Raw genomic sequence first — 14,242 nt, 5'->3', positions numbered from 1 at the left:
CCTCCGTCAGCGCTTCGCGCTGCCACCTGCCCTCCGGGGGAGGACCGATCGTTCCGCGCCGGGAGACGTGATGGACCTGCTCGCCCTCGCCGACTTCACGTTGGTCGCCCGCCACGGCGGGATCGGCCGCGCCGCGCGCGCCGCGGGGCGGCCGAAGGCGACCTTGTCGCGCCGTGTCGCCGAGCTGGAGGCGGCGCTCGGCCTGCGCTTGTTCGAGCGCGGCGCGCGCGTGCTGAGGCTGACCGAGGAAGGGCGCGCGCTGTACGAGCGCACCGCAGCGCTCCTCACCGAGCTGGACGAGACCGCCGCGGCGGTGGCGGCGGGCGGGCGCTCGCCGCGCGGGCGGCTCAAGGTGAGCGCGCCCTTGCTCTTCTCGCAGACCGCGATGGGGCGGCTGGCGGCCGGGTTCGCGCTGGCGCACCCCGAGGTGCGGCTCGAGGTGAGCAGCGAGGATCGGGCGGTCGACCTGGTCGAGGAGGGCTATGACCTCGTCATCCGCGTCGACCCGGCGCCCGAGGCCGCTCTGGTCGGCCGCCCCTTCCTGCGCGACCGGCTCGTCGCGGTCGCCGCGCCCGGCCTCGCGCCGCCCGCGCCGGGCGAGCGCGTGCCCGCGGTGGCGCGCGGCGGCGTGGGCGAGGGGGCCGAGTGGCGGCTGCGCCCCGGCGGCGTGGGGGAGAGCGTCGCGGTGACGCCGGTGCTCGGTCTGTCCTCGCTGGTGATGGTGCGGGACGCCGCGCTGGCCGGCGTCGGCGCGGCGCGACTGCCGGTCTCGCTGGTCGCGCACGACCTCGCCGCGGGGCGGCTGGCGCTGTGGGGCGAGATCGACGCCGCGCCGATCCAGCTCTGGGCGCTGTACCCGACGCGGCGGCTGCTGAGCGCGCGCGTCGCCGCCTTCCTCGACCATCTCCGCGCCGCCTTCCCGACCGGCAGCGCGGAGGAGCTCGCCGCCTTTCTCGCCGACTGAAGCCCGCTATCGCGCGGCAGAATAAGCCTCTACAGCCGGCGCGGGGGCAGGGGAGGAGCAGGACCGATGGCGCGACCGCCGCAGCGCGACCTCACCGCCGGGCCGATCGGGCGCACGCTCCTGCTGTTCGCGCTGCCGACGCTCGGCTCGAGCGTGCTCCAGTCGCTCAACGGCTCGATCAACGCGATCTGGATCGGGCAATTCCTCGGCGAGCGCGCGCTGGCCGCGACCACCAACGCCAACATCATCATGTTCCTGTTGATCGCGGCGGTGTTCGGCTTCGGCATGGCGGCGACGATCCTGATCGGCCAGAACATGGGGCGGCGCGATCTCGACGCGGTGCGGCGCGTGCTCGGCACCTCGCTCGGGCTGTTCGCGGGCGTGTCGGTGGTGACGTTGCTGGTCGGCTGGTTCGCCGCGCCCGTTATCCTGCGCGCGCTCGCCACGCCGGCGGAGGTCTACCCGCTGGCGCTCGCCTATCTGCGGGTGATCTTCGTGGCGATGCCGCCCGGCTTCCTCTCGGTGCTGCTGACCATGGCGCTGCGCGGCACCGGCGACTCGATCACGCCGCTCAAGTTCATGGCGCTGGGCTCGGCGATCGACGTCGCGCTCAACCCGCTGCTGATCCGTGGGCTGGGGCCGCTGCCCGCGCTGGGCATCGAGGGCTCGGCGCTGGCGACCCTGCTCGCCAACACCGTCTCGCTGCTCGCGCTGCTCGGCTATATCTACCGGCGCGACCTGCCGGTGCGGCTGCGCGGGGCGGAATGGCGCTACGTCCTGCCCGAGCGCGCGCTGCTGCGCACGATCGTCGCCAAGGGCGTGCCGATGGGGCTGCAGATGCTGGTGGTCTCCACCTCGGCGCTGGCGATGATCGGGCTGGTCAACCGCCACGGCACCGCCACCACCGCCGCCTATGGCGCGGCCAACCAATTGTGGACCTACGTCCAGATGCCCGCGATGGCGGTGGGCGCGGCGGTGAGCGCGATGGCGGCGCAGAACATCGGCGCGGGGCGGTGGGATCGCGTCGGCCGGATCACGCGCACCGGCATCCTCACCAATCTGGCGCTGACCGGCGGGCTGGTGGCGCTGCTGACGCTGCTCGATCGCCACCTGCTGTGGCTGTTCCTCGGACAGGACGGCGGCGCGGTGGACATCGCGGCGCGGATCAATCTGATCGCCGGGTGGAGCTTCGTGCTGTTCGGCGTGTCGATGGTGCTGTCCGCGACGGTGCGTGCCAACGGCGCGGTGATCGGGCCGCTGGTGATCCTGGTGGTGGCGATGTTCCCGCTGCGGCTGGGCATGGCGGCGGGGCTGTCGCCGCGCTGGGGCGCGGACGCGATCTGGTGGAGCTTCCCGGCCGGCTCGATCGGCTCGATGCTGCTGATGATCGGTTTCTACCTCCACGGCGGGTGGCGACGCGGCCGGCTGCCCGCGACCGCGCGCGAGGCCGAGGAGAAGGCGCTGGCCCACGCCGAGCCGACCGCCAAGTCGATGCCGGTGGGGTGAGGGGACGAGAGCCGCGGCGTGCCGCAAACCGGCGTGTCCATGGCTGCGGTCGCCCCACCCACCGGCGTCATCCTGGACTCGTTTCAGGATCCACCGTCCCGCGAGCGCCTCGGCCCTCCTGGGGGCCGATGGGTGGATCCTGAGACAAGCTCAGGATGACGCCGAGAAGGAGGGGGCGTCGCGCTCGGATCGCCCCGCCGAGCCTGCCGCGCTTCTATGCCCTTACGGCACCGTCGCGCTCTCGCGTGCGAGCTGGCGGCGGTCCGCGGCCCAGGCGCGCATCATCGACTGGGTGCAACCGGTCTGGCCGCCGGTGCCGACCGCCGAGCAGGTGTTCGGCAGCCCGCCGGCGACGCGGCCGACCTCGTCCATCGTGGCGACGCGGTTGACCCAGCTCTGGTTCTTCGCCGCGATCTCGGCACGGCGCAGCGGCTTGGGGATGCGATAGGGCTCGTCGAGCGGGGCGCACACCACGACCTCGTCGCCGGCGGGCTTGGGGCAGGCCTCGCCCGGCGCGAGCGCGACGCTGCGGACACGCTGCGGCGGTGCCGGCACGGCGGCGTCTGGCACGGTCCCGGCCAAGAGGACCGCGGCGAGCAGAAGGGTCATCATCGTCTCCTCCCCGCCGCGGTCGAGTAAGGCGCCGCCCGCCCACCGGGAGGAGAAGCGGGCGACGCGAGGCAACGGACAGCACGGGAACGCCGCGACCTCGTTGCCCTGGTGGCGGCCGCGCCGCATCGCACGATTGCGACATGTGTCGGCGCCGCAACCTTTGTCGCACCGCCTCGCGCCACGACACGGCTGGACAGCCACCAGCCGCGACCTACAACGGCGCGCGACACGCGACGCGCGGCGGATGGGAGAGACACGGGTGCAGCTTGCCACGATCGACGTGCTGGTGGTCGTCGCCTATGCCATCTTCATCTTCGCGCTGGCGCAATGGGTCAGCCGCGACAAGGCGGGCGCCGGGCCGAAGAACACCACCGACTATTTCCTCGCCTCCAAGAACCTGCCGTGGTGGGCGATCGGCGCGAGCCTGATCGCGGCCAATATCTCGGCCGAGCAGATCGTCGGCATGTCGGGCTCGGGCTATGCCATCGGGCTCGCGATCGCGTCCTACGAGTGGATGGCGGCGCTGACGCTGCTGATCGTCGGCAAGTTCTTCCTGCCGATCTTCCTGCGCAACGAGATCTACACGATGCCGCAGTTCCTCGAGCGGCGCTACGGCCCCTCGATCCGGACGCTGATGGCGCTGTTCTGGCTGGCGCTCTACGTCTTCGTGAACCTCACCAGCATCATCTGGCTGGGCTCGATCGCGGTGACCAAGGTGGCGGGCGTCGACCAGAATATCGCGCTGGTGGTGCTCGGCGCCTTCGCGCTGCTGTACCAGCTCAAGGGCGGGCTGAAGGCGGTGGCGCTGACCGACATCGTCCAGGTGACGTTGCTGGTGCTCGGCGGCCTGATCATCGCCTATCTCACGCTCGGGGAGCTGGGGCAGGGCGCCGGCCTCGCCGCGGGCTTCGCGCGGCTGACGCGCGAGCTGCCCGACCATTTCGAGATGATCCTGTCGCGCGACAACCCGCATTACATGGATCTGCCCGGTCTTTCGGTGCTGATCGGCGGCATGTGGATCGCCAACCTCAGCTACTGGGGCTTCAACCAGTATATCATCCAGCGCGCGCTCGCGGCCAAGTCGCTGGCCGAGGCGCAGAAGGGCGTGCTGTTCGCGTCCTTCCTCAAGCTGCTGATGCCGATCATCATCGTGCTACCGGGGATCGCCGCGGTGATATTGGCGCCCGGCCTCGCCAAGCCCGACGAGGCCTACCCGACGATGATGCGGCTGCTGCCGACCGGGCTGCTCGGCCTCGTCTTCGCCGCGCTGGTGGCGGCGATCGTCGCCTCCACCGCCTCCAAGATCAACTCGATCGCCACCATCTTCACGCTCGACGTCTGGGCCAAGTTCAAGCGCCGGCCGTCCGCGGCCGAGGACGGCGCGGTGGACGACTCGCGGCTGGTGCTGGTCGGCCGGGTCGCCGCGATGGTGGCGACCGTCATCGCGATCCTCACCGCGCGGCCTCTGGTGGGATCGTCCGAGCAGGCGTTCCAGTTCATCCAGGAGTTCACCGGCTTCTTCACGCCGGGCATCACCGTGATCTTCCTGCTCGGGCTGTTCTGGAAGCGCGCCAACGAGGCGGGCGCGATCAGCGCCGCGGTCGGCTCGGTGCTGCTGTCCTGGGGGTTCAAGCTGCTGCTGCCCGGGCTGCCGTTCATGGATCGCATGGGACTGGTCTTCCTGATCGCGCTGGCGCTGGCGGTGGGCGCCTCGCTGGCGACGCCGCGGCGCGACGATCGCGACACGATCGTCACCGGCGACGTCGGCTACGCCACCAGCGCGGCGTTCAACGTCGGCGCGCTGGCGCTCGTGCTGATCCTGGTGGCGCTGTACGTGAGCTTCTGGTGAGGGGCTCGCGGGGCGAGCCTGGGGGTGCCGTCCGCTCGATAGCGTCATCCTGAACTCGTTTCAGGATCCACCCCGCCGCATGCTCGACTGCGGGCGGTGTCCGCGGCACGGTGGATCCTGAGACAAGCCCAGGATGACGCCGGTTGGGGCGGAGGGCGCGTCCCCATCCGATGACGCGTTGCAAGAGGCTGCGGCGAAGGTCGCACCTCGACCGCCCCGCTGGCGCCGCCGCGCGCGATCCGTCATGCTGCTCCCGCGCGCCGCGCGGGAACGGCGCGGCAGGGGAGCGCGCCGTGACCTTCTTCGAGAGCCTGCTCGCGCTGCTCGGCGTCGCGGTGCTGCTGCTCCAGTTCGCGCGCCGTACCAGCATCCCCTATCCCGCGCTGCTCGCCGCCGCGGGGGTGGCGCTCGCCTGGCTGCCCGGCGCGCCGACGATCGCGCTCGACCCGCACACCGCGCTCGCTTTGTTCATCGCGCCGATCCTGATCGACGCCGCGTTCGACTTCCCCGTCCACACGGTGGTGCGGCTGTGGCGGCCGCTGACCGCGCTCGCGCTGGTCGCGGTGCTGCTGAGCGCGGGCGCGGTGACCTGGCTCGGCGTCGCGCTCGCCGGGCTGCCGATCTATGCCGCGCTGGCGCTCGGCGCGATCGTCGCCCCGCCCGACGCCGCCGCGGCCACCGCGATCTCGGGCAGCGTGCGCATGCCGCGCCGCACCGTCGCGGTGCTCAAGGGCGAGAGCCTGCTCAACGACGCCTCGGCGCTGCTGCTCTACACCGCCGCGATCCTGGTGGAGAGCCACGGCGGGGTCGACGGCGGGCTGGCGCTGCGCGTCGGCGTCGCGGTGCCCGGCGGAATGCTGCTCGGCTATCTGCTCGCGCTGGCGATGAAGCGGATCCAGCCGCTGGTCTGGGGCACGCTGAGCGGCAACATCTTCCAGTTCGTCTCGGGCTTCGCCGCCTGGCTGGTGGCCGAGCGGCTGGGCCTGTCGGCGGTGCTGTGCCTCGTCACCTTCGCGATGACGATCGCGCGCTCGGCCGGGCTGGTGACGCCGCCGCGCGCGCGGCTGCACGATTTCGCGGTGTGGGAGACCGCGGTGTTCCTGCTCAACGTGCTCGCTTTCCTGCTGATGGGCTTCCAGGCGCGCACGATCGTGGGCGGCATGGCGCCCGAGCGGCTGCGCGAGGCGGCGGTGTTCGCCGCCGCGGTGGTGGCCTGCCTGATCGTCGTGCGGATGGCCTGGGTGCTGATCTACAACCGGCTCACCTACCATTTCCCCAAGCTGCGCGGCGACTATCCCGCCACCGGGCTGGCGCAGAGCGTGGTGGTGGGCTGGTGCGGGATGCGCGGCATCGTCACGCTCGCCACCGCCTTCGCGCTGCCGGGCCACTTCCCGCAGCGCGACCTGATCGTGCTCACCGCCTTCGCGGTCGTGCTCGCGACCTTGGTGGCGCAGGGCATGACGCTGGCGCCGCTGGTGCGTTGGCTCGGGCTCGACGGCGACGACGGGCTGGGCGAGGAGCTGGCACGCGCGCGCGTCGCGCTGGCCGAGGCGGCGCTGGCGCGGATCGGCGACACGCCCGGCGCCGCGGCGGACCATTGGCGCTACGGCCTGACGACCAAGCGCGATGCGATGCGCACCGGCGGGGACGCGCGCGCGGGCGAGGAGAAGCGCCAGCTCGGCCTCGCCGCGGTGGCGTGGCAGCGCGAGCGGCTGGAGGAACTGCGTGAGGCGCAGCAGGTGGGCGCCGACTCCTTCCTGGTGCTGCAGGAGGAGCTCGACTTCACCGAGATGAGCCTGCGCACCGAGGAGGAGCGCCGCATCGAGGAGGCCTGAGCGGCGCCCCGACTCGCTCTGGCGCGAAAGCGACTCGGCTGGGCGCGTACCGCGGGCGCATGGGTCATGCTGCCGTGGGCGCGCGCACCGGGCGGGCGTACACCCGCCGCGGGGACACAGAAAAAGGGGCCGGACCGTGCGTTTCCAGCAGAGCGCGCCCGTCGCGTCGATCACCGGGGCGCTGTTCACTGCCGCGCTGCTCGCGGGCTGCGCGCGCCACGCCGCGCCGCCGCCGACTGCCTCGGTTGCACCACCGCCCGTGGTCGCGATGGTGCCCGCACCGCTGCCCGCGGGCGCGCGGCCGGGGATGAGCGTCCCCGCGCGCCTGCCCGACGGCAGCTATCCCACGCCCAACCGCGCGCTCAGCGGTGCGGGCGCGGTGTGGCACCTGCGCAGCGCGCTCAACGTCGCCGCGCTCGCCTGCCGCGGCGCGCAGGAGGCGACGATCATCGCGCAGTACAATGCGATGCTCGCCGCGCGGAAGATTGAGTTCGCCAGCGCGCAGGCGACGCTCCAGGCCGAGTATCGCGCCGGCGGCGGCGACTGGCAGGACCGGTTCGACGACCACATGACGCGGCTCTACAATTTCTTCGCGCAGGATCTCGCGCGCGAGGCCTTCTGCGCCGGCGCGGCCGACACGTTGGGCGCGATGGCGGCGGTGCCGGCGGCGACGCTGCCGGGCTTCGCGGCGGAGCGGCTGGCGGCGCTGGAGCGGCCGTTCACCGACTTCTTCGCCGCTTATGATCGCTGGCGCGCGGGCCAGCTCGTCCCCGCCGCGGTGGTGGCCGCCGGCGTTCCGCCGCCGCCGCCGCGGCCGGTCGCCGGGACGGTGGGGTAGGGGCGGGTCTGACTCCGGAGTGCTCTTCGCTCGTCGCCGAGAGTGGGGCGACGCGCCGGCGTCGCACCGGCAGCACTGGCCGGGGAAGCGCACCTTCTCACCGGCGTCATCCTGAACTCGTTTCAGGATCCACCGTGCCGCGCAAGATCACGCCGGGGGGGCGCGGACCAGTGGATCCTGAGACAAGCTCAGGATGACGGCAGAGGGTGGAAAAACGGCGCCCTACCTATGCCGTGCCGGCGCTTGCAGAGCTACGCCACGCCTTCTACCCAGACAACTATAGTACCAACCTGATACCGGAGCGCGACATGACCCGCACGCGGACCCCTCGATCCCCGTGGCTCGCCGCCGCGCTCGCCGCTGCCGCGGTCACGCCCGCCGCGGCACAGGTGCCGACGCTCCCGGCTATCTTCCCCGCGCCGACGAAGATGGCGCTGACCGGCGGCCGCGTCGCGCTCGGCCGCAGGGCGGTGCTGATCATCGCACCCGGCACCGCACCCGAGACGGTGGCGCTGGTGCGCGCGGCGCTCGCCGCCGCCGGCGTCACCCAGGTCACCACCGCGAGCCGGCTGCCCGCCGCGCTCACGTCGCTCCACGTCGTCGTCGGGACGAGCGACGCCGCGGCGGTGCGCGCCTCGCTCGCGCGCGCCGGTGCCACCGGCGACGACCGACCCGAGGGCTATACGCTCGCGACGCGCCCCGACGCCGCGGGCGGCGGGCTGATCGCGCTCGCCGGACACGATGCCGACGGACTGTTCCACGCCGCGCAGACCTTGCGCCAGCTCGCGCGTCGCGGCGAGGTGCCGGGGCTGATGATCCAGGATCATCCCGCGATGCCGATCCGCGGCACGATCGAGGGCTTCTACGGCAAGCCCTGGACGCAGGAGGATCGGATCCGCCAACTCGACTTCCTCGCCAGCGTCAAGGCCAACACCTACGTCTACAGCCCGAAGGACGATCCGTACGCGCGCGACCGCTGGCGCGAGCCCTATCCGGCGGCCACGCTGGCCGAGCTGGGTACGTTGGCGGCGGCGGCGAGGCGCGACCACGTCAATTTCGTCTACGCCATCTCGCCGGGGCCGACGGTGTGCTTCTCCGACCCCGCCGACGCGGCCGCGCTGGAGCGCAAGTTCGACGCACTGCGCGGTATCGGCGTGCGCAGCTTCTACGTCGCGCTCGACGACATCGAGTATAAGAAGTGGAACTGCGCCAGGGACGAGGCGGCGTTCGGCCCGTCGGGCGCGGCCGCGGCGGGCACGGCGCAGGCGCGGCTGCTCAACGCGGTGCAGCGCGACCTCCTCGCCAAGGACCGCGCCGCGCCGCCGCTGATCATGGTGCCGACCGAATATTACGACGCCAAGGAGACGCCCTACAAGACCGCGCTGCGGCGGGAGCTCGACCCGCGCGTGGTGGTGCAGTGGACCGGCACCGACGTGGTGCCGCCCGCGATCTCGATCGGCGACGCCAAGACCGCGACCGCGGCGTTCGGGCGCAAGACGCTGCTGTGGGACAATTACCCGGTCAACGATTATGCCCAGACCACGGGACGGCTGCTGCTCGCCCCCTATGCGCGGCGCGAGGCCGGGCTGGCGGGCGAGCTCAGCGGCATCCTCTCCAATCCGATGAACCAGGAGGCGCCGAGCCGCGTCGCGGTGGCGGGGGTCGCCGCGTTCGCGTGGAACGACCGCGGCTATGACCCGGCGCAAAGCTGGCGCTTCGCCGCCGACGCGCTGTCGGGCGGCGACCCGCGCACCGCGGCGGCGCTGCTCGACCTCTTCGACACGCAGCATCTCGCCCCCACCTTCGGGAGCCAGCCGTGGCAGGAGCAGGCGCCGCGGCTCAGGGCGCTGCTCGACGGGGTCCGCTTCGCGCTGGCGGACGGCGACGACACGGCGCGGCGCGCGGCGGTCGCGGCGCTGGCGGCGCGCGCCGACGCGCTCGCGGCGGCGCCCGACATGGTCCGCGCGGGCGTGACCGACCCCGGCTTCGCGGCGCAGGCGGCGCCGTGGCTCGAGGCGACCGCTTTGTGGGGCCGCGCGCTCCAACTCACCGCGGCCGGACTGGGCGCAGCGCTGGACGGCAGCGCGGCGGCGGCGCGCGACTTCGCCGCGGCGGGGCAGCTCGCGGCGCAGGCGGCGGCGGTGAAGACGATCCCCGGCGCGACGCGGTTCGACGGCCCGGTGAAGGTCGCAGACGGCGTGCTCGACCGCTTCGTCGCGGACGCGCCCGGGCTGGTGGGGGTGGCCCCGGCGGGGGAGTGAGGATGGCGGCGGATTGATCCTCCTCTTGCAGGGGAGGATAAGCTTCCCCTCAGCCCCGCGCCGCCTCGGCATAGGGCATCACCAGCGTCCCGTCGGGTGCGGCGGTGAAGGTGGTCTGCGTGGGGTAGGCGATGCCGATCTTCTCGTCCGCGAAGCGGCGGATGATCGCCACCATCAGCCGGTCGCGCGTGGCATGCGCGGTCGCCCAGTCGTCGCCGGGCGTGTCGACCTGGAGCGCATAGTCGAGGCTCGACGCGCCGAACGACTCGAACCCGGCGCGCGCCACCTTGGCGCCCTCCGCCCCGACCAGCTCGGTCAGGATCGCGGGCACGCGCGCGAGCGTGTCGGGCGGCGTCTCGTAGGTGACTCCGATCGTGTAGGACACGCGGATGTGGTCGCGCAGCGAGGTGTTCTGGATCTCCTTGTCGAGCAGGTTGCGGTTAGAGATGATGCGCAGCTCGCCGGTGAAGGCGCGGATGCGCGTCGACTTCAGCCCGATCGACTCGATCACGCCGCTGGTGGTGCCGTAGCTGATCTTGTCCCCGCGGCGGAACGGGCGGTCGAAGATGATCGCCAGCGCGGCGAACAGGTCGGCGAAGATGCCCTGCGCGGCGAGGCCGATGGCGATGCCGCCGACGCCCAGCCCCGCCACCAGGCCGGTAACGTTGACCCCGAGATTGTCGAGCACCACCACGAGCGCGATTGCGAACACCGCGACACTGACGAGGAGGCGGATCAGCCCCATCGCGCTCATCAGCGCCTCGCCGCTGTAATGTTCGCCGCGGGTGCGATGCTCGATCGCGCCGAGGATCAGCTCGCGCGCCCAGATCGCGCCCTGGAAGGTGACCGCCACCTTGAACAGGAAGGCGATCGTCGCGTCCAGCTCGGGCGGGGTGGCGGCATAGCCGCTCACCAGCCGCGCCGAGAGCATGATGATGAAGAAGGCGTTGGTGCGCTCCACCGCGCGCCCCAGCACCGCCGACCAGCCCTTGCCCGAGGCGCTGCGCCGCGCCAGCCGGGGGCCGAGGGCGCGCAGCCAGAACAGCAGCAGCGCGATCGCCACGCCGATGCCCAGCGCGATCAGGATCTGGAGCCAATGCTCTTGGAGCCAGGTCACGCTCGCCGCGACCAGCGCCTGCGCCTGATCGCCGACGCGGCCGGCGTCGATCGCCACGGCCGGCCCGGCCGACCCCGCCTTGCTGTCACTCATCTCAGGCCGCTTTCAACTCGCACGCGCCGCTCTGCTCGAGGAAGGCGATCAGCCCGCGCTCGGTGCGACTGAGATAGTGGCTGGCGCGCGGCAGTCGCAGCGTCTGGCGGAACGTCGCCTGGAGCGCCTTGTCCTTGCCGAGTTCGATCAGCGCGGGATGGACATAGGATTTGCGCGCGATCGCGGGGGTGTTGCCGAGCCGCTCGACCACCGGCTCGAGCATCGTCTTGAGCCCGATCGGCGCCGGCGCCTCGACCAATGCCTCGAACGCGACGACGCTCGCACCCCAGGTGCGGAAATGCTTGGCGGTGAAGCCGTCGCCCATGGCAGCGCGGAGATAGGCGTTGACGTCGGACGAGGTCACCGCGTGCGGCGCGCCGTCGTCGCCGACATATTGAAACAGCTTCTGCCCGGGCAGGTCCTGGCATTTCTTGACGAAGCGCGCGAGGCTGCCGTCGGTGATGCGCAGCTTGCGGATCTTGCCCGACTTGGCCTTGTACTGGAGCGCGAGCGTGCTGCCCTTGATCTGCGCGTGACGGTCGCGCAGCGTGGTCAGGCCGTAGCTCTTGTTGGTCTTGGCATAGGTCTCGTTGCCGATGCGCAGCGCCGCCATGTCGAGCAGCTTGACGATCGCGGCGACGGTGCGCTCCTTGCTGTGGCTGCGCTTGTCGAGATCGGCCTCGACGCGCGCGCGCAGCTTGGTCAGCGCGCGGCCGAACGGCGCGCACAGGTCGTATTTCGCCGCCTCCTGCTGCGCGCGGTAATCGAGGTGATAGCGGTACTGCTTGCGGCCCTTCTCGTCCCAGCCGACCGCCTGGATATGGCCGGTCTGGTCGGGGCAGAACCAGGCGTCGGTATAAGCGGGGGGCAGGCCGATCGCGTTGAGCCGGTCGATCTCGTCGCGGTCGCTGATGCGCGCGCCGTCGGAATCATAATAGGCCCAGGCGCCGTGCCGCGTCTTCTTGCGCGTGATGCCGGGCTCACCGTCGTCGAAATAGACGATATGGCAGCCGTTCTCGGTCGTGCGCTCCGCTTCTACGCTCATGTCGCGGGAAATGCGCGGGCTGCCGCATCGTTCCGGAACGGCGGCGCGGGGACGGGGTTTGGGGCGCTGTCGAACCGACACGTATCAGGAGATTTCCCATGGCCGACCTGTCGCAAGCCCGCGTGCTGATGCTCGCCGCCGACGGCTTCGAGACGGTGGAGCTGTTCGAACCGCGCAAGGCGCTGGAAGCCGCCGGCGTCACCGTCACGCTCGCCTCGATCAAGCGCGATCCGATCCAGGGCATGAAGCAGGACATCAACCAGGCCGAGACCGCCACCCCCGATCTCACGCTCGACGAGGTCGAGGTGGACGACTACGACGCGCTGGTGCTGCCGGGCGGCGTCGCCAATCCGGACAAGCTGCGCGTCGAGGCCAAGGCGGTGCAGATCGTCCAGGACTTCATGGACGAGGACAAGATCGTCGCGGCGATCTGCCACGCTCCCTGGCTGCTCGCCGAGGCCGACGTGATCGACGGGCGGCGGCTGACCGGCTTCGAGTCGATCCGCACCGACCTGGAGAATGCGGGCGCCGAGGTGGTCGACGAGGAGGTCGTGGTCGACGACAACCTCATCACCAGCCGCAAGCCCGACGACATCCCCGCCTTCAACAAGGCGATCCTCGCCGCACTGACCGAGGAACTCGGCGCGGACGAGGAGGAGGAAGAGGAGGCGTAAGGAGTTTAGATCCTCCCCTGCCACGGGAGGTGGCAGCGCGTCAGCGCTGACGGAGGGATGTCGCCGGCGGTCAGTCCGCCGGCTCTAACCAGCTGGGTCACCCCGCCGTCAGGCCTGCGGCCTGCCACCTCCCCTTGCGGCTTAGGACCTTGGTTTACGCCCCCACCGCCTCCACCACGCTCGTAAATCCATCCCGCGCGAGGCATGCCGCCAGCTCCGCCACGATCCGGCGCGGCAGGCCCGGACCCTCGTAGATCAGCGCGGTGTAGACCTGCACCAGGCTCGCTCCGGCGCGGATCCGCGCGTACGCCTCGGCGCCGCTGTCGATCCCGCCCACCGCGATAAGCGGCAGCGCCCCGCCCGTGGCGCGGCGGAAGTCGGCGAGCCGCTCGGCTGCGAGCGAGCGCAGCGGCGCGCCGGACAGTCCGCCGGTCTCGGCCGCGTGCGCGCTGCGAAGCGGCGGGCGGCTCACCGTGGTGTTGCTCACGATCAGCGCGTCAACGCCCGCGTCGAGCGCGGCGCGTGCGATCGAGTCGACCAGCGCGGCGTCGAGATCGGGTGCCACCTTGAGGAGCAAGGGCGTGTCGCCGCGCGCCGCGACACAGGCGGCGAGCAGCTCGGCCAGCGCGGCGCCGTGCTGCAGGTCGCGCAGTCCCGGTGTGTTGGGCGAGCTGACGTTGATCGTGACGTAATCCGCCACCGGCGCCGCCGCGCTCACCCCCGCGACATAATCGGCGACGCGGTCGGTCGCGTCCTTGTTGGCGCCGACGTTGATGCCGAGCACGCCGCCGTGGCGCCGCGCCGCCGCGGCGCGCGCCACCCCCGCGGCGAGCCCCCCGTTGTTGAAGCCCATGCGGTTGATGATCGCGCGGTCCTCGGCCAGCCGGAACAGCCGCGGGCGCGGGTTGCCGGCCTGTGCGCGCGGGGTGAGCGTGCCCACCTCGACCGAACCGAAGCCGAGCCGCATCAGCCCGGCGACCGCGCGCGCGTCCTTGTCGAGCCCGGCGGCGAGACCGACCGGGTTGGTGAAGTCGATCCCGGCGACTCGAGTTGCCAGGCGCGGCATCGCGCCGCCGAGCGGTCCGCCGAGCGCGCCCCAGCGCGCCAGCGCCCCGAGCGCGACGTCGTGCGCGCGCTCGGGCGGCAGCGCCAGCGCGGCGCGGTGGAAGAGGGTGGAGATCGCCATATCGCGTCTGTCGTCGCCTCGAGAAGCGAGATCAAGTCGGGCGATCTGTAAAAAATCGTCTTGGCCGCGCGGAATCCGTCCAATCCTTGCGCGACGAGCTGTGTGCATAACGCGACTGCGACCCGAAGGGCTTCCGAACGGAAGTTCTTTCCTCAAGGGCCCGGCAGCCTCTGCCGGGCCCTTTTTTTGCGACGCGTTGCGGCGGGCGCGGTTGATTTCGCCCGACGGGGCGGCCACATGGCAATCGGAACGATCTACTCCG

11 protein-coding genes are annotated in these 14,242 nt (G+C 72.0%); 7 read left to right on the top strand and 4 right to left on the bottom strand.

Going from position 1 to position 14,242, the window contains the following annotated elements; all coding sequences use genetic code 11:
* Window positions 1-70 precede the first annotated feature (70 nt).
* Together K7957_RS06945 and K7957_RS06940 are read left to right on the top strand one after the other, a co-directional pair.
* Window positions 71-964: a LysR family transcriptional regulator gene (locus tag K7957_RS06945; protein WP_223011268.1), complete on the top strand. Its 894-nt coding sequence runs from the start codon at window positions 71-73 to the stop codon at window positions 962-964.
* 66 nt (window positions 965-1,030) lie between these two features.
* Window positions 1,031-2,470 (top strand): MATE family efflux transporter, encoded by a 1,440-nt coding sequence (locus K7957_RS06940; protein ID WP_223011267.1) that lies wholly within the window; start codon window positions 1,031-1,033, stop codon window positions 2,468-2,470.
* A 222-nt stretch (window positions 2,471-2,692) separates the two neighbouring features.
* Here K7957_RS06940 and K7957_RS06935 read toward each other — a convergent pair whose 3' ends face one another.
* Entirely contained in the window at window positions 2,693-3,079 is a 387-nt protein-coding gene (locus K7957_RS06935) for a hypothetical protein (RefSeq protein ID WP_246616828.1), read from the bottom strand.
* Between the two features lie 262 nt (window positions 3,080-3,341).
* Between K7957_RS06935 and K7957_RS06930 the strand changes: the two genes are divergently transcribed.
* From K7957_RS06930 to K7957_RS06915, 4 genes are all read left to right on the top strand, one after another.
* A complete protein-coding gene (locus K7957_RS06930; RefSeq protein WP_223011265.1) occupies window positions 3,342-4,931 on the top strand; it encodes a sodium/sugar symporter in 1,590 nt (529 codons plus the stop codon).
* Window positions 4,932-5,224: 293 nt separating this feature from the next.
* The gene (locus K7957_RS06925) at window positions 5,225-6,766 is read left to right on the top strand and encodes a cation:proton antiporter (RefSeq protein ID WP_223011264.1); all 1,542 of its coding nucleotides are present in this window, start codon (window positions 5,225-5,227) and stop codon (window positions 6,764-6,766) included.
* Window positions 6,767-6,902: 136 nt separating this feature from the next.
* Window positions 6,903-7,604: a hypothetical protein gene (locus K7957_RS06920; RefSeq protein ID WP_223011263.1), complete on the top strand. Its 702-nt coding sequence runs from the start codon at window positions 6,903-6,905 to the stop codon at window positions 7,602-7,604.
* Between the two features lie 308 nt (window positions 7,605-7,912).
* Window positions 7,913-9,865, top strand: a complete 1,953-nt coding sequence (locus K7957_RS06915; RefSeq protein WP_223011262.1) for a glycoside hydrolase family 84 protein — start codon at window positions 7,913-7,915, stop codon at window positions 9,863-9,865.
* A 49-nt stretch (window positions 9,866-9,914) separates the two neighbouring features.
* On the opposite strand, the gene K7957_RS06910 is transcribed toward K7957_RS06915, so the two are convergent.
* Both K7957_RS06910 and K7957_RS06905 read right to left on the bottom strand, forming a co-directional pair.
* Complete coding sequence (locus tag K7957_RS06910; RefSeq protein ID WP_223011261.1) at window positions 9,915-11,075, bottom strand: mechanosensitive ion channel family protein; 1,161 nt, start codon at window positions 11,073-11,075, stop codon at window positions 9,915-9,917.
* Window position 11,076: 1 nt separating this feature from the next.
* Entirely contained in the window at window positions 11,077-12,120 is a 1,044-nt protein-coding gene (locus K7957_RS06905) for a DNA topoisomerase IB (protein WP_223011260.1), read from the bottom strand.
* Between the two features lie 98 nt (window positions 12,121-12,218).
* Here K7957_RS06905 and K7957_RS06900 point away from each other — a divergent pair, with 98 nt between their 5' ends.
* On the top strand, window positions 12,219-12,794 hold the full coding sequence (locus K7957_RS06900) for a type 1 glutamine amidotransferase domain-containing protein (RefSeq protein ID WP_223011259.1): 576 nt from the start codon (window positions 12,219-12,221) through the stop codon (window positions 12,792-12,794).
* Between the two features lie 154 nt (window positions 12,795-12,948).
* Here the strand turns inward: K7957_RS06900 and K7957_RS06895 are convergent, their stop codons facing one another.
* Window positions 12,949-13,980: a quinone-dependent dihydroorotate dehydrogenase gene (locus K7957_RS06895; protein ID WP_223011258.1), complete on the bottom strand. Its 1,032-nt coding sequence runs from the start codon at window positions 13,978-13,980 to the stop codon at window positions 12,949-12,951.
* Window positions 13,981-14,242: the final 262 nt, after the last annotated feature.

The organism is Sphingomonas yunnanensis, assembly GCF_019898765.1.
GTDB lineage: Bacteria > Pseudomonadota > Alphaproteobacteria > Sphingomonadales > Sphingomonadaceae > Sphingomonas > Sphingomonas yunnanensis.
The sequence above is the reverse complement of the archived record's forward strand: the minus strand, read 5'-3'. Positions and strand labels throughout refer to the sequence as shown.

Excerpts from the sequence above, each read along its gene's own strand:
- K7957_RS06900 (WP_223011259.1), top strand. The coding sequence starts at position 12,219 with ATGGCCGACCTGTCGCAAGCCCGCGTGCTGATGCTCGCCGCCGACGGC.
- K7957_RS06910 (WP_223011261.1), bottom strand. The coding sequence starts at position 11,075 with ATGAGTGACAGCAAGGCGGGGTCGGCCGGGCCGGCCGTGGCGATCGAC.
- K7957_RS06905 (WP_223011260.1), bottom strand. The coding sequence starts at position 12,120 with ATGAGCGTAGAAGCGGAGCGCACGACCGAGAACGGCTGCCATATCGTC.
- K7957_RS06945 (WP_223011268.1), top strand. The coding sequence starts at position 71 with ATGGACCTGCTCGCCCTCGCCGACTTCACGTTGGTCGCCCGCCACGGC.
- K7957_RS06915 (WP_223011262.1), top strand. The coding sequence starts at position 7,913 with ATGACCCGCACGCGGACCCCTCGATCCCCGTGGCTCGCCGCCGCGCTC.
- K7957_RS06940 (WP_223011267.1), top strand. The coding sequence starts at position 1,031 with ATGGCGCGACCGCCGCAGCGCGACCTCACCGCCGGGCCGATCGGGCGC.
- K7957_RS06895 (WP_223011258.1), bottom strand. The coding sequence starts at position 13,980 with ATGGCGATCTCCACCCTCTTCCACCGCGCCGCGCTGGCGCTGCCGCCC.
- K7957_RS06935 (WP_246616828.1), bottom strand. The coding sequence starts at position 3,079 with ATGACCCTTCTGCTCGCCGCGGTCCTCTTGGCCGGGACCGTGCCAGAC.